The sequence below is a fragment of the Mycobacterium sp. D16R24 genome (assembly GCF_002013385.1).
GTDB lineage: Bacteria > Actinomycetota > Actinomycetes > Mycobacteriales > Mycobacteriaceae > Mycobacterium.
Genome location: NZ_MAEV01000020.1, coordinates 41,256 through 62,901, shown reverse-complemented (window position 1 = coordinate 62,901; position 21,646 = coordinate 41,256). Strand labels below are relative to the sequence as shown.

24 protein-coding genes and 1 riboswitch are annotated in these 21,646 nt (G+C 64.7%); of the genes, 17 read left to right on the top strand and 7 right to left on the bottom strand.

Annotation, left to right across the window (positions count from 1 at the left end):
• Window positions 1-223: 223 nt before the first annotated feature.
• From modA to B4383_RS17925, 4 genes are all read left to right on the top strand, one after another.
• Window positions 224-967 (top strand): molybdate ABC transporter substrate-binding protein, encoded by a 744-nt coding sequence (gene modA, locus B4383_RS17940; RefSeq protein ID WP_217697276.1) that lies wholly within the window; start codon window positions 224-226, stop codon window positions 965-967.
• Window positions 964-1,761: an ABC transporter permease gene (locus B4383_RS17935; RefSeq protein WP_078292435.1), complete on the top strand. Its 798-nt coding sequence runs from the start codon at window positions 964-966 to the stop codon at window positions 1,759-1,761. The genes modA and B4383_RS17935 overlap by 4 nt, the downstream gene beginning before the upstream one ends.
• Window positions 1,758-2,825, top strand: a complete 1,068-nt coding sequence (locus B4383_RS17930; RefSeq protein ID WP_078292505.1) for an ABC transporter ATP-binding protein — start codon at window positions 1,758-1,760, stop codon at window positions 2,823-2,825. Before B4383_RS17935 ends, B4383_RS17930 begins: the two co-directional genes overlap by 4 nt.
• Before the next feature lie 180 nt (window positions 2,826-3,005).
• Window positions 3,006-4,022, top strand: a complete 1,017-nt coding sequence (locus tag B4383_RS17925; protein ID WP_078292504.1) for an APA family fibronectin-binding glycoprotein — start codon at window positions 3,006-3,008, stop codon at window positions 4,020-4,022.
• Here B4383_RS17925 and B4383_RS27190 read toward each other — a convergent pair.
• Window positions 4,019-4,147 (bottom strand): hypothetical protein, encoded by a 129-nt coding sequence (locus B4383_RS27190; RefSeq protein ID WP_286150661.1) that lies wholly within the window; start codon window positions 4,145-4,147, stop codon window positions 4,019-4,021. The genes B4383_RS17925 and B4383_RS27190 overlap by 4 nt on opposite strands.
• A 76-nt stretch (window positions 4,148-4,223) precedes the next feature.
• The gene (locus tag B4383_RS17920; RefSeq protein WP_030097937.1) at window positions 4,224-4,499 is read right to left on the bottom strand and encodes a GlsB/YeaQ/YmgE family stress response membrane protein; all 276 of its coding nucleotides are present in this window, start codon (window positions 4,497-4,499) and stop codon (window positions 4,224-4,226) included.
• A gap of 283 nt (window positions 4,500-4,782) precedes the next feature.
• Here B4383_RS17920 and B4383_RS17915 point away from each other — a divergent pair, with 283 nt between their 5' ends.
• From B4383_RS17915 to B4383_RS17890, 6 genes are all read left to right on the top strand, one after another.
• Window positions 4,783-8,556: a bifunctional nitrate reductase/sulfite reductase flavoprotein subunit alpha gene (locus tag B4383_RS17915; protein ID WP_286150667.1), complete on the top strand. Its 3,774-nt coding sequence runs from the start codon at window positions 4,783-4,785 to the stop codon at window positions 8,554-8,556.
• A 16-nt stretch (window positions 8,557-8,572) separates the two neighbouring features.
• Window positions 8,573-8,645: riboswitch (Fluoride riboswitch) on the top strand.
• Between the two features lie 13 nt (window positions 8,646-8,658).
• On the top strand, window positions 8,659-9,126 hold the full coding sequence (locus tag B4383_RS17910; RefSeq protein WP_139360859.1) for a CrcB family protein: 468 nt from the start codon (window positions 8,659-8,661) through the stop codon (window positions 9,124-9,126).
• On the top strand, window positions 9,123-9,494 hold the full coding sequence (gene crcB / locus B4383_RS17905; protein ID WP_078292432.1) for a fluoride efflux transporter CrcB: 372 nt from the start codon (window positions 9,123-9,125) through the stop codon (window positions 9,492-9,494). Before B4383_RS17910 ends, crcB begins: the two co-directional genes overlap by 4 nt.
• Window positions 9,495-9,504: 10 nt before the next feature.
• The gene (locus tag B4383_RS17900; RefSeq protein WP_078292431.1) at window positions 9,505-9,948 is read left to right on the top strand and encodes a universal stress protein; all 444 of its coding nucleotides are present in this window, start codon (window positions 9,505-9,507) and stop codon (window positions 9,946-9,948) included.
• 41 nt (window positions 9,949-9,989) lie between these two features.
• Window positions 9,990-11,147 carry a GNAT family N-acetyltransferase gene (locus B4383_RS17895; protein WP_139360858.1) on the top strand — a complete coding sequence of 386 codons (1,158 nt, stop codon included), beginning with the start codon at window positions 9,990-9,992 and terminating at the stop codon, window positions 11,145-11,147.
• An 82-nt stretch (window positions 11,148-11,229) separates the two neighbouring features.
• Window positions 11,230-12,300 (top strand): GNAT family N-acetyltransferase, encoded by a 1,071-nt coding sequence (locus tag B4383_RS17890; protein WP_139360857.1) that lies wholly within the window; start codon window positions 11,230-11,232, stop codon window positions 12,298-12,300.
• Here B4383_RS17890 and B4383_RS17885 read toward each other — a convergent pair.
• Window positions 12,297-12,695 (bottom strand): DUF6194 family protein, encoded by a 399-nt coding sequence (locus tag B4383_RS17885; RefSeq protein WP_078292428.1) that lies wholly within the window; start codon window positions 12,693-12,695, stop codon window positions 12,297-12,299. The genes B4383_RS17890 and B4383_RS17885 overlap by 4 nt on opposite strands.
• Window positions 12,696-12,726: 31 nt before the next feature.
• Here B4383_RS17885 and B4383_RS17880 point away from each other — a divergent pair, with 31 nt between their 5' ends.
• The gene (locus tag B4383_RS17880) at window positions 12,727-13,992 is read left to right on the top strand and encodes a competence/damage-inducible protein A (RefSeq protein ID WP_078292427.1); all 1,266 of its coding nucleotides are present in this window, start codon (window positions 12,727-12,729) and stop codon (window positions 13,990-13,992) included.
• A gap of 2 nt (window positions 13,993-13,994) precedes the next feature.
• On the opposite strand, the gene B4383_RS17875 is transcribed toward B4383_RS17880, so the two are convergent.
• Window positions 13,995-14,786 (bottom strand): HD domain-containing protein, encoded by a 792-nt coding sequence (locus B4383_RS17875; RefSeq protein ID WP_176126667.1) that lies wholly within the window; start codon window positions 14,784-14,786, stop codon window positions 13,995-13,997.
• A gap of 38 nt (window positions 14,787-14,824) precedes the next feature.
• On the opposite strand from B4383_RS17875, the gene B4383_RS17870 reads away from it, so the two are divergent.
• Entirely contained in the window at window positions 14,825-15,778 is a 954-nt protein-coding gene (locus tag B4383_RS17870) for a helix-turn-helix domain-containing protein (protein ID WP_078292425.1), read from the top strand.
• Between the two features lie 11 nt (window positions 15,779-15,789).
• On the opposite strand, the gene B4383_RS17865 is transcribed toward B4383_RS17870, so the two are convergent.
• Both B4383_RS17865 and B4383_RS17860 read right to left on the bottom strand, forming a co-directional pair.
• Window positions 15,790-16,770 (bottom strand): pirin family protein, encoded by a 981-nt coding sequence (locus tag B4383_RS17865; RefSeq protein WP_078292424.1) that lies wholly within the window; start codon window positions 16,768-16,770, stop codon window positions 15,790-15,792.
• A 54-nt stretch (window positions 16,771-16,824) separates the two neighbouring features.
• Window positions 16,825-17,421, bottom strand: a complete 597-nt coding sequence (locus tag B4383_RS17860; RefSeq protein ID WP_078292423.1) for a TetR/AcrR family transcriptional regulator — start codon at window positions 17,419-17,421, stop codon at window positions 16,825-16,827.
• Between the two features lie 97 nt (window positions 17,422-17,518).
• Here B4383_RS17860 and B4383_RS17855 point away from each other — a divergent pair, with 97 nt between their 5' ends.
• The 5 genes from B4383_RS17855 (at window position 17,519) to B4383_RS17835 (ending at window position 20,203) form a co-directional block, all read left to right on the top strand.
• Window positions 17,519-17,899 carry a DUF4345 domain-containing protein gene (locus B4383_RS17855; protein WP_078292422.1) on the top strand — a complete coding sequence of 127 codons (381 nt, stop codon included), beginning with the start codon at window positions 17,519-17,521 and terminating at the stop codon, window positions 17,897-17,899.
• A 96-nt stretch (window positions 17,900-17,995) separates the two neighbouring features.
• Window positions 17,996-18,868 (top strand): LLM class flavin-dependent oxidoreductase, encoded by an 873-nt coding sequence (locus B4383_RS17850; RefSeq protein WP_078292421.1) that lies wholly within the window; start codon window positions 17,996-17,998, stop codon window positions 18,866-18,868.
• Between the two features lie 68 nt (window positions 18,869-18,936).
• Entirely contained in the window at window positions 18,937-19,389 is a 453-nt protein-coding gene (locus B4383_RS17845; protein ID WP_078292420.1) for a VOC family protein, read from the top strand.
• Window positions 19,386-19,733 (top strand): metalloregulator ArsR/SmtB family transcription factor, encoded by a 348-nt coding sequence (locus B4383_RS17840; protein ID WP_139360856.1) that lies wholly within the window; start codon window positions 19,386-19,388, stop codon window positions 19,731-19,733. The genes B4383_RS17845 and B4383_RS17840 overlap by 4 nt, the downstream gene beginning before the upstream one ends.
• Window positions 19,733-20,203, top strand: coding sequence for an SRPBCC domain-containing protein (locus B4383_RS17835; protein ID WP_078292419.1), 471 nt, complete (start codon window positions 19,733-19,735; stop codon window positions 20,201-20,203). Before B4383_RS17840 ends, B4383_RS17835 begins: the two co-directional genes overlap by 1 nt.
• Window positions 20,204-20,207: 4 nt before the next feature.
• Here B4383_RS17835 and B4383_RS17830 read toward each other — a convergent pair whose 3' ends face one another.
• Window positions 20,208-21,632, bottom strand: a complete 1,425-nt coding sequence (locus B4383_RS17830; RefSeq protein ID WP_139360855.1) for an alpha/beta hydrolase-fold protein — start codon at window positions 21,630-21,632, stop codon at window positions 20,208-20,210.
• Between the last annotated feature and the right edge of the window lie 14 nt (window positions 21,633-21,646).

Below are 21,646 nucleotides of genomic sequence, written 5' to 3'. Positions count from 1 at the left end.
AATCCGCACCTGAAGCCAGGCCTGATCAGCTTGATCGTGACACAACCCGGACCTCATACCCCGGATTTGGCGGCCGGGTCGCACGGGTTTGACGCCCAATATTACTGGACGGTAGCAATACCCTCGACCACCGCATATCGGCCCAGCGACCGCTAGGGTCGTGGTGGTGACCAGCAGAGCATGGAAACTTCTCGTCGCGGTTCTTTTCACGGGTTCGCTGACCATGTCCGGTTGCGGATCGCGATCGGCACCCACTGACAACGCAACGGGCTCGTCAAAAGGCCCGGAGGCCGCCTCTGTCCGGTTGCACGTGCTGGCCGCCGCATCGCTGCGCAAGGCGTTCACCGAGATCGGGAAGTCGTTCGAGTCCACCCACGCCGGAACCACGGTCGAGTTCACCTTCGCCGGCTCCTCCGACCTGGTCACGCAGCTCACCCAGGGCGCCCAGGCCGATGTGCTCGCCACCGCGGACTCGGCCAACATGGATAAGGCGTGGAAAGCGCACACGGTCATCAATCCCGTCGACTTCGCCGCCAACACGCTCACGATCGTCGCCGCCCCGGGCAATCCGAAGGGCATCGCCACCTTCGCCGACCTGGCCCGTCCGGGTCTCGACGTGGTGGTGTGCGCACCGCAGGTACCGTGCGGCGCGGCCGCCGCTACTGCCTCCAAGGAGACTGGAGTACACGTGAATCCGGTCAGCGAAGAGTCCTCAGTGACCGACGTGCTCAACAAGGTGATCGCGGGACAAGCCGACGCCGGTCTGGTGTATGTCACCGACGCCAAGGCCGCCGGCGACAAGGTCACCGCCGTCGGGTTTCCCGAAGCACGGTCCATCGTCAACACCTATCCCATTGCGGTGACGGCGAATTCGCGCAATCCGGAGCGCGCGAACCAGTTCATCGAAACCGTCACCGGGGACGTTGGACACAAGACTCTGGCGGCGGCGGGGTTCTCCGCGCCGTGACGTCGGCGCCCGGTCTGCCGCGGTGGGTCTATCTGCCGGCGGCCATCGGAGCGGTGCTCATCGTGCTGCCGTTGCTGGCACTCGTGGTGAAGGCCGACTGGGCGCAGTTCCCGGCGCTGGTTACGAGCCCCGCCTCGCGGGCGGCGCTGGCGCTGAGCCTCCGGACATGCCTCGCAACCACAGCGCTATGCCTGCTGCTGGGGGTGCCGCTGGCCATTGTGTTGGCCCGCGGGCCGGGTTGGCTGACCCGGCTGCTGCGCCCGTTGATTCTGCTGCCCCTGGTGCTGCCACCGGTCGTCGGCGGTATCGCGCTGCTGTATGCCTTCGGCAAGCTGGGGCTGCTCGGGCACTACCTGGACACCGCCGGAATCCGGATAGCTTTTTCGACCTCCGCCGTGGTGCTGGCGCAGACCTTCGTATCGTTGCCGTTTCTCGTCATCAGCCTCGAGGGTGCGCTGGTCACGACGGGGGAGCGCTATGACCACGTGGCGGCCAGCTTGGGGGCACCGCCGACCACTGTGCTGTGTCGCGTATCGCTGCCACTGGTGATGCCGGCGCTGATGTCGGGCACGGTGTTGGCCTTCGCGCGCTCGCTGGGTGAATTCGGTGCCACCTTGACGTTCGCGGGTTCACGGCAGGGCGTCACGCGCACTCTGCCGCTGGAGATCTATCTGCAACGCGAATCCGATGCGCAATCGGCTGTGGCGCTTTCACTGCTGTTGGTGGCGGTGGCAGCGGTTGTCCTGGCCGTCGTCGGCGCACGGACCTGGCGCCCGGACTGGTGGCGGCGATGAGTGAACTCCGATTCGACGCAGGTCATTCCGGACGTGGAGTCCGGGCCACATTCACCGTTGCGCCCGGAGAGACGGTGGCGATCGTCGGCCCCAATGGGGCGGGCAAGTCCACGTTGCTCGGGCTCATCGCCGGACTGCTGCGACCCGACTCCGGTGAGATACGGCTCGGCGACCACGTGCTGACGAACTGTGCCACTGCGACTTTCGTCCCTACGCACCGCCGCCGGACCGCGCTTCTGCTGCAGGAAGCGTTGTTGTTCCCGCACCTGACAGTCGCACGCAACGTCGAGTTCGGGATGCGCGGACGTCACCGTGACGCGGTGCCCGGCACGCGTGATCACTGGCTGGATTCGGTCGGCGCGCGCGATCTCGCAGAACGCCGACCCGGTGAACTGTCCGGGGGGCAGGCACAGCGGGTGGCCATCGCACGCGCACTGGCCACCGAACCCGAGCTGGTGCTGCTCGACGAGCCTCTGTCCGGTCTTGACGCCGAGAGTGCCCCGGCCATCCGGGCACTGCTCGGGCGGGTGCTGGGCCGCGACGGCCAGAGCGCGCTGATCGTGACCCACGACATCATGGATGCGGTCGCCATCGCCGACCGTGTGATGGTGCTGGACTCCGGACGAATCGCCGAGCTGGGGGAAACCACCACCGTCTTGGCCCGGCCGACCAGCCAGTTTGGCGCCCGATTCGCGGGAGTGAACCTCCTCGACGGCACCGTGGGCGAGGACGGCGCGCTGTGCGTCGGCGACCTTGTCCTCCATGGTGTGTGGTCCGGCACCGGGAGTCCCGCGCGGGGCCAGCGCGCCATCGCAGTGTTTGGGCCGCGTGCCGTCGGTGTGCATTTGTCCCCACCAGGGGGTAGCCCGCGCAACGTCATCGCAGTGTCAGTGATGACCCTGAGTGCCCATGCGGACACCGTGGCTGTAACAGCATCTGCCGGAGCCGCGATATTCACGGCACATATCACCGCGGCCGCCGCGGCAGAACTCAAGCTGGCACCTGAGGCGTCGGCATACTTTGCCGTGAAGGCCCATGAGGTCGTCATTCAGGCGGCGCAATAGCTGGGGACGTGGATTTCGGTAGCCTTTGAAAGGAAACCTATGTTTGCCTCTGGTCAGCCAAACCCCTTGCCGCCGCATCGAATGATCGCGAAGTGGCGCCACTGGCAGCGGTCGGCAAATCGGGCGCGCCGATTGCCGGTTACGCTTGCACGTCCAGGACAAAACGGTACGTTCATGGACATGCAGCAACCACGGGCAACATCGGCGGGCAAGCGGGCGCAACAGGCACGAGTGATGGCGGCCGCCATCGCGGTCGCTTCGCTGTCAGGGGCAGGAGCCATCACGCTCGTCGCCGGACCGGCCAGTCAGGCGCCGACGTCAGTACGTACGGCGGATATCCACCTGGTGACAACTGACGCACCTCCGCCGCCAGCAACACCGGCTCCCGGTCAACCGGCACCCAATCCGGAGACTCCGACGACGGTAACGACACCCCCGGCATCACCTCCACCCGGTACGCCGGCGCCTGCGACGCCGCCCGCACCAGGTGCGCCGGCAGATGGGGGACGCGTCAACAATGACCAAGGTGGCTTCACTTACGTTGTGCCCCAAGGCTGGACACAGTCGGATGCACGCAGGCTCACCTACGGATCGGCGCTGCTGACCAATCCGGCGGCACCGAACGGAAGCATCCTGCTAGGTCGCCTCGACCTCAAGCTCTTCGCGGGCGCCGAGCCCGATAACCAGAAGGCCGCCCGCCGGCTGGCGTCGGATATGGGCGAGTTTTTCATGCCGTACCCGGGCAACCGCGTCAACCAGGAGGATCAGAGCTTCGAGGTCGCGGGCATGCCCGCGGCGTCCTCGTACTACGAGGTCAAATTCGATGATGCCGCCAAGGAGCCCGGCCAGATCTGGGCCGCGGCCGTGGGCAAGGGCAAGGATCGTTGGTTCATCGTCTGGCTCGGCACGGCGGCCTCCCCGGTGGACAAGGGCGTGGCCAAGGCGCTGACCGACTCGGTTCGCCCATGGACTCCGCCCACTCCTGCCACGCCTCCGGCCGGGCAGCCCGCCGATCCGAACCAGCCGGCACCTCCGCCCGCGGATCCCAACCAGCCGCCACCGCCGGCCGATCCCAACCAGCCGCCGCCACCGGCTCCCGCGGCACCTGGCGCACCGGCTCCGGAGCCTGCCGCTCCGGGGCAGCCCGCGCCCCCAGCACCTCCTGCGGCGCCGCCGGCGCCTGGGGTCCCGGTCTAGCTCTCGACCAGTTCTGCCCGCCAAGATTCGAGCACATCGCAGAACTCCGCTGGTGCCTCGGACCGTACGAAGTGGCCGACGCCGTGGAGCCATTTATCGGTGAGGATCGGATCCGCATTGCCCACGCGTTCAGCGTGGGCAATGCGGCCAATGCGCTGTCGGCATTTCCATGCCCGGTCGGCGGAGTCCCGGCCGCGCTGACTAGCTCTTAGTTTTTCCCGCGATGAACTTGTAAACGACCAGCAGGATCACCGCGCCCACTAAGGCACCCAGGAAAGCGTGATTGATCGGCGGGGTCACCGTGAACTTGTGTGGGGCGAACACCAGACTGCCCAGCGTGCCGCCGACGTACCCGCCGACGATGCCCAGCAACGCTGTCACGATCCAGCCGAAGTTCTCCTTGCCGGGCACGATCAATCGGGCGATCCAGCCAACGATCAGGCCAAGAATGATCATCCAAATGATGTTCAACACCATGTCTAGCTCCTTCGAGTGTTGGTACTGAGGAAACGAGCGTCGACCCGCTGCCGATGCTAGTGGAACACCCGGTTCGTCGGTGCTCTATCGACACGCCGCAGATGAGCCCGCCACCTCACGCACGATAGGTCTTTGCGGTGAGGACGCCGTGACAGCCGCATAACCTCGGCGGAAGAATTCGGGAATCTGCGTGCCTCACCATGACAGGGTGATCGAACTGAGCGCGCAGCCCACCGCGCGCCGCGCCGCCTGCTCGTATTGCGGTGTCGGCTGCGGTGTCGTCGTGCGCGCCGACACGAGTTCGGCAGGTCCGGTCACCATCGCCACCGTGGAGGGCGATGCCCTGCACCCGAGCAACCACGGCCGCCTGTGCACCAAAGGCGCCACCCACGCCCAGCTGATGGCCGCCGACGGACGCATGACAACGGCATATGTCCGCCCCGGCCAAGGACAGCAGCCTGTTCCCGCGCCGCTGGCGGCGACAACCGCCGAGGTGGGCCGGCGGTTACGCCACATCCTCGACACCCACGGACCCGATGCGATCGCGCTGTACGTATCCGGTCAGATGAGCCTGGAGGCGCAGTACCTCGCCAACAAGCTCGCGAAGGGCTACATCCGCACCACACAGATCGAATCGAACTCTCGTCTCTGCATGGCAAGTGCCGGCACCGGATACACACAATCATTGGGAGCTGATGGGCCCCCCGGGTCGTACTCCGACATAGAGCAGAGCGACCTGTTCCTCGTCATCGGCGCGAACATGGCCGACTGCCATCCGATTCTGTTCCTGCGCATGGCCGACCGACTCGGCAGCGGAGCACGGTTGATCGTGGTCGACCCGCGTCGCACCGCCACTGCCGAACGCGCCGATCTGTTCCTGCAGATCAGTCCGGGAACCGACCTGGCCCTGCTCAATGGGCTGTTGCATCTGCTTGTCGAAAACGGTGACATCGACTCCGAATTCATCGCCCAACACACCGAGGGCTGGGCCGGAATGCCGGAGTTCCTCGCCGGCTACGCGCCGCCGGTGGTGGCGGCGATCACCGGGCTGGCCGAGGACGACATCCGCACCGCCGCCCGGTGGATCGGGGAGGCGCGTGAATGGATGACCTTGTGGACCATGGGCCTCAACCAGAGCACCCATGGCACCTGGAACACCAATGCCATCTGCAATCTGCACCTGGCTACCGGGGCAATCTGTCGCCCCGGTAGCGGACCGTTTTCGTTGACCGGACAGCCCAATGCGATGGGCGGCAGGGAAATGGGCTACATGGGCCCGGGTCTGCCGGGCCAGCGATCGGTGAAATCCGCCGCCGATCGAGACTTCGTCGAAAGGCAATGGGACCTGGCGCCCGGATCCCTACGCACCGACTTCGGCGCCGGCACGGTCGATATGTTCGCGCAGATGGCCGCGGGAAACGTCAAGGCGTGTTGGATCATCTGCACGAATCCGGTTGCCTCGGTGGCTAATCGGCAGAACGTCATCGAAGGTCTGCAACGGGCCGAGCTGGTGATCACACAGGACGCTTTCCTGGCCACAGCCACCAACGAGTACGCGGACGTACTGTTGCCCGCCGCTCTGTGGGCCGAATCCGATGGCGTATCGGTCAACTCGGAGCGCACTGCGACGCTGACCAACCGGCTCGCCGACGCTCCCGGTGATGCCCAACCCGACTGGCGTTTGATCTGCGACGTCGCCACCGCGATGGGGTTCGGCGATGCGTTCGACTACTCCTCGAGCGAGGAGATCTTCGAGGAGATCCGCGCGTTCTGGAATCCACGCACCGGATATGACATGCGCGGTGTGAGCTATGCCCGGCTACGACAGGGGCCGGTGCAATGGCCGTGCCCACCCGAGAACGCGGGCGACCGTAATCCGATTCGCTACCTGAATGACGGAATCAGCCAGGACCTGTACGTCGACGAGAACGGCACCATGCCGCGGCTGGCGTTTCCCACCCCGTCTCGCCGGGCGGTGTTCCACGCCCGTGCGCACCGCGATCCCGCGGAACTAGCAGGCGATGGATACCCCATGATCCTGAATACCGGTCGTTTACAACATCATTGGCACACCCTCACCAAGACTGGCCGCATCAAGTCCCTCGATCGGCTGCATCCGTCACCCTTTGTGGAGATTCACCCGCACGACGCCGCGACCCTGGGGATCGTCGAGGGTGATGTCGTCGAAATCGTCTCGCGTCGCGGCAGTGCCGAGCTGCCCGCGATCATCAGCGACAGAACCAAGCGTGGCAGCTGCTTCGTCCCTTTCCACTGGAATGACGCGCAGGGGCCAGGTCTGGCGATCAACGCGGTGACCAACGACGCCGTCGACCCGGATTCGCTGCAACCTGAGTTCAAGGTCAGCGCCGTCGCGCTGCGCCCGACCGGGCGGACAATTGTCGATACCGCGCCCGACTCGCACGCACAAGCGCTGGGGAACATAGCAATTCTGTGGACGTCGCAGACCGGCAACGCCGAGACCGCAGCCACCTCGGTGCACAAGCTGTTGGCGACGGCGGGGATCTCCGCGACGATCACCGCGATGGACGAGTGCGATCCCGCCGATCTCGGCGAGGTCAGCACGGCGGTGCTCATCGCCAGCAGCTTCGGCGAGGGCGGGCCACCCGATAACGGCGCGCGATTCTGGTCGACGCTGTCCGGGGAGATAAAACCCCTCAATCACATGCGTTATGCGGTGCTGGGGTTCGGTGACCGTGCGTATGCGGATTTCTGCGGCCACGCGAAGGCGCTCGACGCCCGGTTGCATGAGCTCGGCGCCACCCCGGTACTCAGCCGGGTGGACGGCGAGGCCACCGACCGGTCGCTGATCGCGTCGTGGACCGCGGACCTGTTGGAGGCAATCGGGGGAGGCGCCGCTGCCAGCACGGAGGCGGTCAAGCGATTGCGCAGCGACGGGCTGCCGACGGCCGCGCCGGAAGTGTTCACGCGCAACGCACCCATCCTGGCTGCGTTGTCACACAACGAGGTTCTGTCGGCGCCAGGATCCGGCAAGGAAGTGCGGCGCATCGAGTTCGATCTGACCGGCCACGACGTCGACTACTCGGTGGGCGACGCACTCGGGATCTATCCGACAAACCGGGACGAAGACGTCCAACGCTGGCTCGCTGCAACCGGTTTCGACGCAGAGATGCCCATCATGATCGATGGGGGTGAACTCCCATTGGCCACCGCGCTCGCCAGTCATTACGACATATGCCGCGTCACCGACGATCTGCTGCGCTTCGTGGCCGACCGACGAGGCGACAAACCCGCCGTCAAGTTGTTACGCGGCCCCGACACCGCGGCGCGTGAGCTGTGGCTGCAGGGCCGCAATGCCCTCGACGTGCTTCACGAATTTCCCATCCGCGCCGATATCGATGAGTGGCAGCAGGTGCTCATCAGACTCACCCCGCGCCAGTACTCAATCTCGTCAAGCCCCCTGGTCAGCCCCAAGTCCGTCGCGTTGACGGTTTCGATCGTCCGGTATCGCGGACCGGATGGCTCGGCCCGCGGCGGTGTGGGATCGACCTTCCTCGCCGACCGCGCGCAGACCCTTCCCGTCCCGATCTTCCTGCAGCGATCACCGCACTTTCGCCCGCCCGGTACCTCGGATACGCCGATGATCATGATCGGCCCCGGCACCGGTATCGCCCCCTTCCGCGGGTTCCTCCAGGAACGTCGAGCGCTCGGACACACCGGGCCTAATTGGCTGTTCTTTGGCGACCAGCACCGCACCCAGCATTTCTACTATCGCGAGGAGTTGGACGGCTTCCTGCGCGATGGCTCGTTGCGTCGACTCGATCTCGCATTCTCGCGCGACCAGCAGAAACGCATCTACGTCCAGCACCGCATGATGGAGCAGGGGGCACAGATGTGGCGGTGGCTCGCCGAGGGCGCGCACCTCTACGTGTGCGGTGATGCCAGCCGCATGGCCAAAGACGTCGACGGTGCGCTCCTCACGATCGCTCAGAAGCACGGACGGCTGTCGGGCGAGGAGGCCCTCGAGTTCCGTAAGGGGCTCGTCGCCGAGAAACGTTACGTCCGCGACGTCTACTGACGGTCCGCGCGCTATATTCGTCACGCGCGATGGATCTCGCCGGGGCTTGTCCCGAACCGCCACTGACGGCTGATAGTTCCTGTGTTGATGAGTCGTAACACGATGGGACCGAATGTGACAGGTGGACAACGCGAGGAATTCCCGCGCCCCCTACATCTGCGGCCATACGCACTGCTGTGGGTGTTTCTCGGCGGCATGTGCGGAACCGGGCTGCGCTACTGGTTCGAGCAGATGTGGCCGGCCTCCGGCGCGTCGTGGCCCTGGGGAACATTCGCGGTCAATCTGACCGGAGCATTCGTCCTCGGCGCGCTCCTGGAAACCCTCACGCTGCTGGGCCCCGACGGCGGTTGGCGTCAGCGCGCCCGGTTGTTTCTTGGAACGGGTGTCTGCGGCGCCTTCACCACCTACAGCGCACTCGCGCTGGAGATCAGCACACTCGCCCGCAACGGGTTTTCGGGTATCGCGATCGGGTACGCGTTGGTCAGTGTGGCCGCGGGTTTGGCCGCCGCGATAGCCGGGATAGCCGCTGCCGCACAGGCCCTCGCACGCTACCCGGGAGGGTCGGCATGACGGTCGTTGCCGTGATGCTCGCCGGGGCCCTGGGCGCGGTGTTGCGATTCGTCGTCGATTCCGCCGTCAAACATCGACGGAACCACCTCTTCCCCTGGGCGACGCTGCTCATCAATCTCACCGGGTCCGCCGTCATCGGTGTACTGGCGGGAGCGGTGATCTTCCACCACTCGCCGTCGGCACTACTGACGGTCCTGGGAACCGGGTTCTGCGGTGGCTATACAACCTTCAGCACCGCCAGCGTCGAATCGGTGCGACTCATCGAGCGGCGTGAATGGTCCCTTGCCCTGTGCAACACGTTCGGCACGCTGCTGGGCGCCGTCGGCGCCTGCGCCGCAGGACTAGCGCTGGCGTGGTCGCTGGCGTGAGGATGTCACTATGACCGATGAGCCCGATGTGCATCTGGTGGTCGGATGGGACAGATACCCGCCGAGCACTGCCGCGCTGCATTTCGGGATTGATCTGGCGCGGCGCCTGGGCGCGTGCGTACACGTCGTGCACATCCTGGATATGGACGACGAACCACCGGATCCCGATACGGATAGTTGGGAAGCTCAGGCGGGCACCGCTGTTGCCGCCGCCGAGGCGGAGGCGCTGGAAGAGCTCTCCGGCCAGGAAGTGGCGTGGAAGTACCATCGCGCCCATGGGCCCGCAACCACCGCGATTCTCGCCGTGGCGCACCAGTATGCGGCGCTGATGATCATCCTGGGCAGCCCACGGGGAGGACCGGCGTCTGCATGGGACGCACTGCTCGGGCAGTCGGTGTCACATCGCCTCATTGGCGCCAAGCGGGTTCCGCTCGTCCTGGTGCCCGCCCCCTGAGGACCATCGCGGAGCGAATTCCTCTCCTGTAGCCTTGCTCAGTGGCTAGCAAATCCCAAACCCGGTCGTCAGTGGACCGGGGTCCCGTCATGATCGACGGGGTGACGGTGGTGCTGCGGCCTCCACGGCTCGCGGACGGTCCGTCCTGGCGCAAGACAGCGTTGGCCTTCACCGAACGGCTCTCACCGGCTTTCACCCGTGATGACATGGACTGGGAGAGCGCACATTCACCGGTGATCTGGGTGGACACCTGGCGCTCGGCTCTTGCGGATGCGCGCGCCGGAGGAGTCTCATATCTGCTGGTAAGGATTGATGAGGGCGCCGAAAGGGTCGTCGGCCACTTTTCGATGACCGGAATAGATCCACGAACCGGCGGCGCCGAGATCTCCACCTGGGCCGTCGACGTTCCTCCGGCCGTGAGCAGGTGGGCGCAGCTGACCACGGTGCTGTCCGCTTTCGAGGGAAACCCCGCCGTCCCACACGCGCTGGCGCCGACCGCCGTATCGAATATGCGCGCAAACAGGTTCTCGCAGTCCATGGGCTGGAACCAGCTACAGATCCGCCGAGCTCTGCGCCCATACGACGGGCAAGTATCGGACCATCACGTGTGGATTCTCGCCAACACGGCCGAGTACCGAGATTGGGTCAAGCACCAACTCTCGGAAATTCCCATCACGAGAGCACGTTTCACGCCCGCGGGGGACCGCTGGCCGGATGTCGAGTACCTGGCGGCGTGGGCGCGATTCGCGGCGATTCGGGCCCGTCAACTGATCGGCACCGCGTTGCGAAGGACGCCGCTCGAGCCTGCATTTGAAATACCCTCCGCCGGTGGGGAAGTGGTGCAAGTCGCATATACCGGTCATGGCCGATACCGGGTGACGGTGGCCGAGCGACCTGGTGGATCAATCGACGTCCATTCCGACGTTGGCACGTCGACAACGGAATTGGTGCCACGATTCGAGTCGCGGATATCAGACGACGCCCGCGTTTCGGCGTTGTCTGCACTCGCCAGCCACCTGACAGCTCGCTCTGACCGGTCGCGCCGGACAGTCATCGCGGTCAGGGCTGTTGACAGCACCCTTGCGGACCGGCTCGCCACGCTTGGTTTCATCGACGAGGGTGACGCCCCGCCGACCCAGGGCGGCGACGGTGCCACCCTGCGGATGTGGACTCTGCTGGCGAGTCCGCATCCAAAATAGACACCCTGTACACAGCAATCGCCTTCTCGCAGTGGCCTATTAATCGCCATTCGCCTCCGCCGTGGTGCGCTACCCTGCCGAGGTGCGTGCAAGCGATGGACCAACCCCGTCATGCCGGGGACCGGTCGAAATCGACGGTATGACGGTCATGCTGCGCACGCCGCGGCTCTCCGATGGTGCATCGTGGCGGGAAACCAACCTGCGCTACGAGAAGCGGCTGGCACCGGCGTTCGGCCACACGGATATGACGTGGTTGGCCGCGCACTCGCCATACATGTGGATTCATACCTGGAAGCAGGCACTCTCCGACACGGCACAGGGTTGGGTCTCTTGTCTGCTCGTACACCTCGATGGCGGTCGTGAACACGTGGTGGGCCATCTCGCCATGGCGGGACGGCACCCACGAACGGGCGGCACTGAGGTATCAACATGGACCGCCGGCGTTCCACACACGGTCACCATGTGGGCGCAGGCATCGCTGATCATCGCCGGGTTCGAGGCCAATCCCAATGTTCCGCACGCGGTGGCACCGCTGGCGGTCCAGAATGTTCCGGTACAGCGCCTGGCCCAGGCAGTGGGCTGGTCGAAGCTGCAGACATGCCGCCTGCTGCGCACCTACGACGGCAAGCCCACCGATCATCAGATTTGGTTTCAGGGCAATACCCCAGAGAACCTGGCCGCACTACAGCACACGCGAGACACGCTCCCGGACAACGGGACCACCGTGGCGGCCGAATGCCGGACCAGGAGTTCCTGGAGCGACCTCATGGCACGCGGGCATTACGAACTGCGCAACTGGGGTCGGCGCGCGATATCCGCTCCGAATAGCCGTGTTGCAGTAGATCTTTCGGGTAAGACTGTGGGATACGTCGAGATTTCCGTCGATCCGGGCAGCTCCACCACCGAGCTCATCAGTAGGCCGCATCCTGGTGCTGCCGAGGACATGCTCACCCCGACTGTCGCAGATATGGCCGGGCGCTTGACGCACACCCCGTCCTCCACCAGGCGGATCGTGGTTGCGGTGCGCGCCGATGACCAGCCCCTGATCGACGCCCTCTCCGCGCGCGGCTTTCAGAACGAGGGGCCCACTCTCCCCACCCTTAGCGAGGCCGCGGTCACCCGCCATCTGTGGGCCTACGTCAGCGAAGGCTAATCGCTCCGGCTGCGCGTATACGCCTCGGTCAGCAGCGGACGCAGCACCTCACCGAAGGTGTCTTCACCCGGGTTGACCACGCATACCCATTTGGCACCGCCGTATTCGGGGTGGGGAAGAACTCGGTCGAACGCGGTGTAGTCGGTATCGGACGATTCGCCACCGCGGCCCGCGACGACCTTGGCGAAGGTGTCACCGCTGACCCCGATGTTGAGCCGGTACACCGATGGCCGGCCCAGATCGGAGTACGTGTCGAACGCCTCGTTCGACATCACGGTGATGACGGGCATCTGGCGTTCGGAGCCACGGAAGAAGAACCAGTTGTCCTGCACAACTTCATGCTGAAGGTCTGGGAAGGTCGTGACGATGTATTCGATGATGGCGCCCTTATCCATAACACCGAACCTACCGGCCTAGGCTGCTGACATGTTGCGAGCGGGAATCGTCGTCACGGGTACGGAGGTCCTCACCGGGCGGGTGGCCGATGCGAATGGCCCGTGGCTTTCCGAACATCTCCGGGAAGTGGGCGTCGATGTCGCACATATTTGTGTGTGTGGAGACCGCAAAGAGGATCTGACGGCACAACTGCAGTTTCTTGCCGATCAAGGTGTGGATCTCATCGTCACATCCGGCGGCCTGGGGCCCACAGCCGACGATATGACGCTACCGACTGTGGCTGAATTTGTTGATACCACACTTGTTTTCGACGCCAATCTGGAAGAAGCCATCATGAATCGGCTGCGTCCGATGGCGAACCGCTGGGAGAATGTGGACTGGGAGGCGCTGCGCGTCGGCATCGCCAAACAGGCACTCGTGCCAGCGCGGGGTGAGGTACTTGATCCGGTGGGCACTGCGCCGGGAGCGATCATGAGCACAGGTGCCGTTCTCATCGTGGTGCTGCCTGGACCTCCTCATGAGCTCCAGCGAATGTGGCCGTCGGCCGTCGAGGCCGGGCCCTTCCGGGCGCTCCTCGGCGACGATGTCACGGCCATTGAGCAGACCACGCTGCGTCTGTACGGAATCACCGAGCCCGATATCGCCGAGACGCTGCGTCTCGCCGAAAGTGCGTTAGGAGACCTTGCCGCACTGGAGATCACGACCTGCCTGCGACGCAGCGAGGTTGAGGTGGTCGTCCGATTCGAGGCCTCCGCCCAGCATCTGTGGACTCGCCTCTACGAATTCATCCAGGCCCGGCATGGTGCGGCGCTGTTCTCCTCCGACGGTTCAACGGTCGACCAACTGGTGGCGAGACTGCTCCGCGGGAGGCGCCTGGCCGTGGCGGAGTCGTGCACGGCAGGGCTGCTGGGGGCACGGATCGCCGATGTGCCGGGCTCTTCGGAATACTTCCTGGGTGGGGTGATCAGCTACGCGAACGATGTCAAAATTGGCCAGCTGCATGTGGATCCGCGGCTACTCGCGGAGCACGGCGCGGTGTCTCCGCAGGTCGCCGAGGCCATGGCGGACGGCGCATTGAAGGCGCTGGGTGCCGATATCGCGATGTCGACGACGGGTGTGGCCGGCCCCGGCGGTGGAACGCCGGAGAAGCCGGTGGGCACGGTGTGCTTCTGTGTGAAAACCGCGGCGGGGGAGAAGGCCGACCTCCGGGTCGTTATCCCGGGAAACCGCAACCAGATTCGTGAGCGTTCCACCACTGTCGCGCTGCATCTGTTGCGCCGATTGCTGCAGCGATAGCCCTACTGGTCAAAGGGAGCGGCCTTGACCAGCAGCGGGAACGCCGCATAGCGCGTCAGCCACGCAGCGCGACCGTTCGGTACCGCGGCGCCCTCGGCCGCCCAGGCCTTGAGCATGTGCCGTTTGAATTCCAGCCGAGGATGCCGACTCAGCAGCTCGTCCACCCAGGCGGCGTCGAGTTCCGACAGCCGTAGGCCGAAGACATCGGTTCCCGCGCCGGCCGACACGAATCCGCCCGGATCTGAGAGGTTTTCACTGGCGCCAAGGGTGATATGTGCCGCGATGGCGGCGCCCACCGCCTGCGCGCGGTCCTCGGCGGCACCTCGATCCCTGACGAACTGTGCGGCGCGCTGCCCGCCGACGACGGCGAAGCACCGTCCGGGAGTCGGATGCTCGAGTTGTAGATCGTGCAACAGGCTCGCGATGTACACGAGCTCGTCATCGACCTGCGCGCCGTCGAATGCGGCCAGTGCCTTCCCGAAAAAGTAGGTGCGGTATGAGTGTTCGAGTACGTGCGGTGTCACCGAGTCACGTGCCTCCTGCTCGGCGGCACGTGCGAGCGCGCTATCGGGGACCGCGATCGATCCGAATTCGACGCGCCCCTGCCCGCGCCGGCCCATCCGGGTTTTGACGGCATCGCTGACCATTGCGGGCAACGCACGAAACAAGCGTCCCAACAATGCCCGGCGCTGGGCCGTCGAGACCTCGCCGCCGGTCCGCGTCGCCCAGTGCCAGTCGAATTCGCTCGTCATCTCCTCAGTCAAGGCCCGTGCGCCCACAACGAACAGTGGCATGAATGCCATAGGCACTCGGATTTATGCCATAGTGAGCCATGGGCACCAAGACGGTGGCGGCACTCGCGCTCGATGGCGTCATCACCTACGACTTGGCATGCGCCGTGCAGATGTTCCGCAGGGGCCCCGGGCGATCCGGCCAGCCGGATGGTTTCGATCTGGTGACCTGTGGCTATCGACCCGGAAGTGTCTGGACACCAGACGGTTTCACTCTCGATGTGGAACATGGCATCGACGCGCTGCAGACCGCCGATATCGTTGTCGTCCCTGCTCGGGCTCCGCACGACTATCCGCCACCCGATGATGTGCTGAACGCTCTGGCGAACGCACACCAACGCGGCGCCGTGATTTTCAGCATCTGCCTGGGCGCCTTCGTTCTCGCGGCCGCCGGCCTGCTGGATGGGCGCCCCGCCACCACACATTGGGAGTACTGCGATGACATGCGCACGCTCTATCCGCGGGTGGATCTGCGGCCCGATGCGCTGTACGTGGACGATGGGGACATCCTCACCTCGGCAGGGCTCTCGGCGGGTATGGACCTGTGTCTGCATGTGGTGCGACGTGAACTGGGGGCCGCCGCGGCGTCGGAGATGGCCCGGTGGAACGTGATGGCACCACATCGTGATGGCGGACAGGCCCAGTTCATCCCGCCCACCAAGACCTCTCATGACTCCAGCGGCCTCGGCCCGACCCTGAGCTGGGCCTCCGAGCGTCTCGCCGATATCGATGATGTGTCAGCACTCGCGAGACACGCGCATCTGAGCCTGCGCACGTTCAACCGGCGCTTCGGGGAGGAAGTCGGTACCACGCCCAAACGGTGGCTCGACGTACAGCGCGCCACCCGCGCCCGTGAATTGCTGGAGAACACCGATATGACCATGGAATCCATTGCCGCACACTGTGGGTTTGGCAGCGTCACGGCCATGCGGACGCATCTGCGCAAGGTCACCGCGACAACGCCCAGCGCCTACCGCCGGGCATTCCGGCGATAGGCGCCTCGCGGTTAGCGCGCGACGTGCGGCATCAGCGCATTCGGGGGAATGGCGCCGAACTTGCCCGCCTGGTAGTCCTCAACCGCCTGAATCAACTCGGCCTTGGTGTTCATCACGAACGGCCCATAGGCCACCACACGCTCACGGATGGGGCGGCCGCCGAGCAAGAGCACTTCCAATGCCGGGCGGTTACCATCCTGACCTGCGTTGGCCTGCACCGTGATCCGGTCGCCGGGACCCAGCACCGCGAGTTGCCCCTGCTCAATCGGATGCCCCAACGCGCCCACTGAACCACGTCCAGACAGAACGTAGACGAGCGCGTTGAACTCCCGGTTCCAGGGCACGCTCAGCTGCGCACCAGGCTGGATCGTCGCATGCGCCAGGGTTATCGGCGTATGCGTACTGCCCGGACCATGATGCGGCCCGATGTCTCCGGCAATGATCCGCACCAGCGCGCCGCCATCGGGCGAGCTCACCAACGTGGTTTGCGCCCCCTCAATGGCCTGGTAAGCCGGAGTCAGAAACTTGTCGCGAGCCGGCAGGTTGACCCAGAGCTGAATGCCGTGGAAGATTCCGCCACTCTCCACCAATTCGGCTGGGGGAGTTTCGATATGCAAGATTCCTGACCCCGCGGTCATCCACTGGGTTGCCCCGTCGTGAATGAGCCCGCCTCCGCCGTGAGAGTCCTGGTGAGCGAACCTGCCATCGATCATGTAGGTAACGGTTTCGAATCCGCGATGAGGATGCCAATCCGTTCCGCGCGGCTCGCCCGGTTCATAGTCCACCTCACCCATTTGGTCCATATGGATGAATGGGTCCAACTCGGCGGACGGCACCCCACCGAAGGCGCGCACAACGGGAAAGCCTTCACCCTCGTATCCACGGGGCCCACTGGTGATAGACCGCACGGGACGTTCGGTATCGGCGGGCTCGGGCATGGGGATGCGGGGCAGAGTCAGGGCGTCCATAGACGACACGGTGATAGCTGGCATGCAAACCTCCTGATGAGTGTTCTTATGCCTTCCTCAACCGGACCGTAGTCCGCTTTATTCCGGTCGCGCATCGGCGGCGACCAGTGCGGCCGCGACGGCGGCCGCGACCGTCTCACCCGCGGCGAGCAGTGGCTCCGGGCTGCGTAACGCCCGGCTCAGCACAAACGCACCCTCCAGGCTGGTGATGAATCCCAACATGAGACGTCTGCGGACCTCGTACGGCAGGCCCGATCCGGAGATGTGTTCAGCACCCCGATCAATCCAGTCCGTGAAGACGTCGGCGGTGGCTCGACGGAGGAGATCGTCAGTGCTCGCCACTTCAAGAGCGATGGTGGCGATGGGGCAGGCGTCGGCGTAATCGGTCGCGATGAGATTGTCGGCCACGGCCGCGAACGCCGTGCGGATGGTGGCCGTCAGATCGGGGCCATCCTGATCGAAGAGCGTCAGCACGAGATCCCGATACATCCCCCCGGCGGTGCGAATGGCCTCGTCCGCCAGTTGCACCTTGCCTCCGGGGAAGAAGTGATAGATCGATCCGAAGGGTGCGCCCGCGCTTTGCGCGATCTGCTTGAGGCCAGTGCCGGTCATGCCCTGTCGGCGGAACAACTCGCAGGTGGCGGCGACAATGCGGTCGCGTGTATCAGCGGGCATGGTGCGTCCTTTCGGGGCCTTGTATCCGGCCTCGTCGCATTGTTCTAGTCCTTACTAGAACGTTCTATCAAGTTGACGCGACCCGGAGGGCGCAGTGATGGACAAAGTGCTGAAGTACCTGGCGATTCTTACCGGCGTGATCTGCGTGGCCATCGGCCTCTATCACCTCATCGGGGGGCCCGGAACGGTCATCGGCGGGGGTGGCATCACCGCGAGCAACGACAGCCAGGAGCGCTTCTTCGCCGGGCTGTTCGCCGTCTACAGCGCGGCGTGGATCTGGGTGGCCCGCCAGTCGCCGATTCCCGGCATCGCCATCCGATTCCTCGCTGCGGGTCTGCTGGTGGGCGGGCTGGGCAGGGTGGCATCACTGATCGACTCCGGAGTGCCCCATCCATTCTGGATTGTCATGCTCGCCGTCGAAATTCTCATCCCCGCACTGTTTTTCGCCATTGCGGGCGCAGGCGAGAAGGCTCGTTGACTCCGTAAAATCAATATGCGAGTTCAGATTTCGCAACCGCTAGAGTGCGTAGTACCGACAGCACAATGTGTTTCTCAAGCACTCCAGGAGGAAGCTATGCGGTTCACCTTCGCCGAGGCCATGACCGATCCGTCGTACTACATTCCCTTGGCCCAGGCGGCCGAGGCGGCGGGCTACCACGGTATGACCATCGCCGACAGCCTGGCGTATCCCTACGAGTCGGATGCGAAGTATCCATACACGCCCGACGGGAACCGCGAATTCCTGGAAGACAAACCGTTCATCGAGGCATTGACGCTCACGGCGGCCCTCGGCGCAGTGACCTCGACGTTGCGGTTCAACATCTTCGTACTCAAGTTGCCGATCCGGCCGCCCGCCCTAGTGGCCAAGCAGGCCTCATCCATTGCGGCACTGACGGGTAACCGCCTCGGGCTCGGCGTCGGCACCAGCCCGTGGCCCGAGGACTACGAACTCATGAACGTGCCCTTCGCCAAGCGCGGTAAGCGCATGGACGAATGCATCGAGATCATCCAGGGGCTGACCACCGGTGACTACTTCGAGTTCCACGGCGAGTTCTACGACATTCCCAAGACCAAGATGTGTCCCGCGCCGACCCAGCCCATCCCGATCCTCATCGGTGGACATGCTGACGCGGCACTGCGTCGTGCCGCGCGGTGCGATGGCTGGATGCATGGCGGTGGCACCGAGGACCTAGACGAACTGCTGGTCAAGCTCAACACGTTCCGTGAAGAAGAGGGGACGGCCGATAAGCCCTTTGAGGTCCACGTCATCTCCATCGACGGGTTCACCGTGGATGGCGTGAAACGATTGGAGGACAAGGGTGTCACCGATGTCATCGTCGGCTTCCGCATTCCCTATATCGTCGGGCTGGACACCGAGCCGCTGGACACCAAGATCAAGAACCTGGAGAGCTTCGCCGAGCGCGTCATCTCCAAGGTCAACCCCTAGCGAGCCGCGAGTACCTCATGTCTGCGCGACCGTTGACAGATATTTAACGTAAGCGTTAAATATCAACCATGAGCACACGCGCTAGCTTGGCTTCGGCGGTCGTCTACCAGGATCCATCGGCAGCCCTCGACTGGCTGGAAAAGGCCTTTGGTTTCGAACGGTCGATGGTCATCACCGATAACAACGGCAGGATCGAGCATTCCGAGATGCGTTTTGGGGATGGCTATCTCATGGTCGGATCCGAGTGGGACGCCAGCGTCGCCAGTCCCAAAACGGTCGGTGGCAGGTGTACCCAGACGATCCATGTTCAGATTGACAGCGATATCGACACGCATTGCGAGCAGGCCGAGGCCGCCGGCGCCACGATCTTGATGCGCCCGGCCGACCAGTTCTACGGCGACCGGGTGTACCGGGCCCAAGACCCCGAGGGACACGTCTGGACCTTCGGTCAGTCGGTGCGGACGGTCTCGCGCGAGGATGCCGAGAAGGTGAGCGGTCTGAACATCGAGGGCTGGGTTTGACCCGGCCCTCTCCGGAACTCGCGAGTATAGATCGCACACTCACCGCGCTGGCAGATCCCAATCGCCGACGAATCGTTGAGGTGCTGCGGGATCGACCATGCCGTGCGGGCGAGATCGCACACGCCGTCGGCCTGAGCCCCGCGGCACTCAGTAGGCACCTGCGAACCCTCAAGGCCAGCGAGCTGGTCGAGGAATCTCACCCCGAGTTCGACGCGCGAGTACGCATCTATACATTGCGACCCGCCCCCATGGCGGAACTAAAGGCATGGCTCAACGAGATCGAGAAGCTCTGGGCCACGCAACTTTCGGCCTTCAAGGAGCACATCGAGCGAGAGCAGGGCTGATGGGGTCACGCGTGCTGGTATCGCTGCGGGTACGTGCCACCCCGGAGCGCGCATTCGACGTATTCGTCAACGACATCGGAATCTGGTGGCAGCCCAACACACTGTTCCGATTCACCCGGCGCCGCGGCGTACTCGCGATCGAACCGGAGCTCGGTGGCCGCTTCGTTGAGTCATACCCGGACGGCACCGAGTTCGAAATCGGCAGGGTCACCACGTGGGAACCCGGCCGACGATTGGGCCTGACATGGCGTCAGGACAGCTTCGCCGAGGATCAGATGACTACCGTCGAGGTGCGGTTCGAGCCGATCAGGGACGAAACCCGGGTGACGGTCGAACATCTCGGCTGGGAGTCGGTTCCGCAGGATCATGTGGCCCGCCATACCTTTCCCGACGGATTGTTCCTACGCCGCCACGGCGAATGGTGGCAGACGCTTCTGGAGTCGCTGCGGACTCAGGTCGGGGGAGCGTAGGTACTCACGGGCTTCCCGGGGTGCGAAGCTGCGCCGCCAGCCAGGGCAGCGCGTCCGAGAATGTTCGGCTGGCGAATTGCCAGGTGTGCCCACTGATCATCTGGTGAATGGTGCAGGAGATCTGCACCTGCTGGGCCGCTGCGCACAGATCAGCGGCGGCACCGTCTCGATCGTCGTCGGTCACATCGTCATGCCCACCGATTCCCGTGGGGGTGTCGGCTGTCGGGCGCTTTGCACCACTTGGCTTCTTGCTGCCTGCCGGAGGTATCGCGTCCTCGAACCATCCCGTGACGCCGGTGTAGGGACCATGTTTGGCCATCACGGTGCGCGGGTCGAAGGCATCCCATCGGGCGGCATCTCCGCCGTACAGCCGCTCGATCGTCTGTTGCTTGGTTCCCGCGGTAGGCCCATGGTCGCCGGCGATGTCCACGAATGTGGAGAACAGATCCGGATGCATGACCGTCAGGTCAATAGCGCAGGTGCCGCCCATCGACCAGCCGACAACAGCCCAGTTGGCAGGGTCAGCCGACCCGTCGAACTCCGACACCACATAGGGGCGAACATCTTCGGTGAGGTGATCAGCGGCGTTGCCGCGCGGGCCGTTGACACACTCGGTGTCGTTGTTGAAACTTCCCGCGACATCGACGAAGACGAATATCGGTGCTTGCCCACCATGCGATTTGGCATAGTCGTCGATCATCTGGGTGGCGTTACCCGTGCGGATCCAGTCGGCTGGGGTGTTGAACTCGCCGGCGATCATCATCACCACCGGCAGCCGCGGCGGGGTATCGCCCGCGAACCAGGCCGGAGGGAGGTAGACGTACTCACCTCGATGTTTGAACCCGCTTGCGTCGCCGGGGATGTCTACGTCGACAAGCTTTCCGGTACCGGGATTCGAATTGCGCAGACCTGCAAGCTCACTGAGATCGACCTGGTTGGGAAGCGGGCCCGCAGAGACCGCACCCCAGGCCGCCTGCACGGTGGGGTAGTAGCCCACCCAGGTATTGAGCGCGACGAGTGCCGAAAGCAACGTCAGTGGAATGGCCAACGCCGATACACCACGACGCCACCAGCGCGCACTCCGGAAGCCGATGACGGCAACCGCGACCGACGTGACGAACACACCGATCCATATCCACAATTTGAAGGGTGCCGGGTCCGAGGCCAACCCTTCGGAGTTCATGTAGACCCACGCCACCAACGCACCCACCGCGCCGATCGCTACGCTCACGGGCGCCCACAGCAGGCGCCACCGGCGGCTGCGCCATCCGATGACCACCAGCAAGGTCACCACCGCGAGCACCTGGACGACCATCGGAAACCAACCACCGAGGGCCGAAATCCCATGGCTGTATTGGTGGAAATCGTTGGCGGGCAGCTGCGGAATGGGAGTCGGCGCCGGAGGGGGCATCGGCGTAGTCGGTGGCACGCTGACATTGTGAT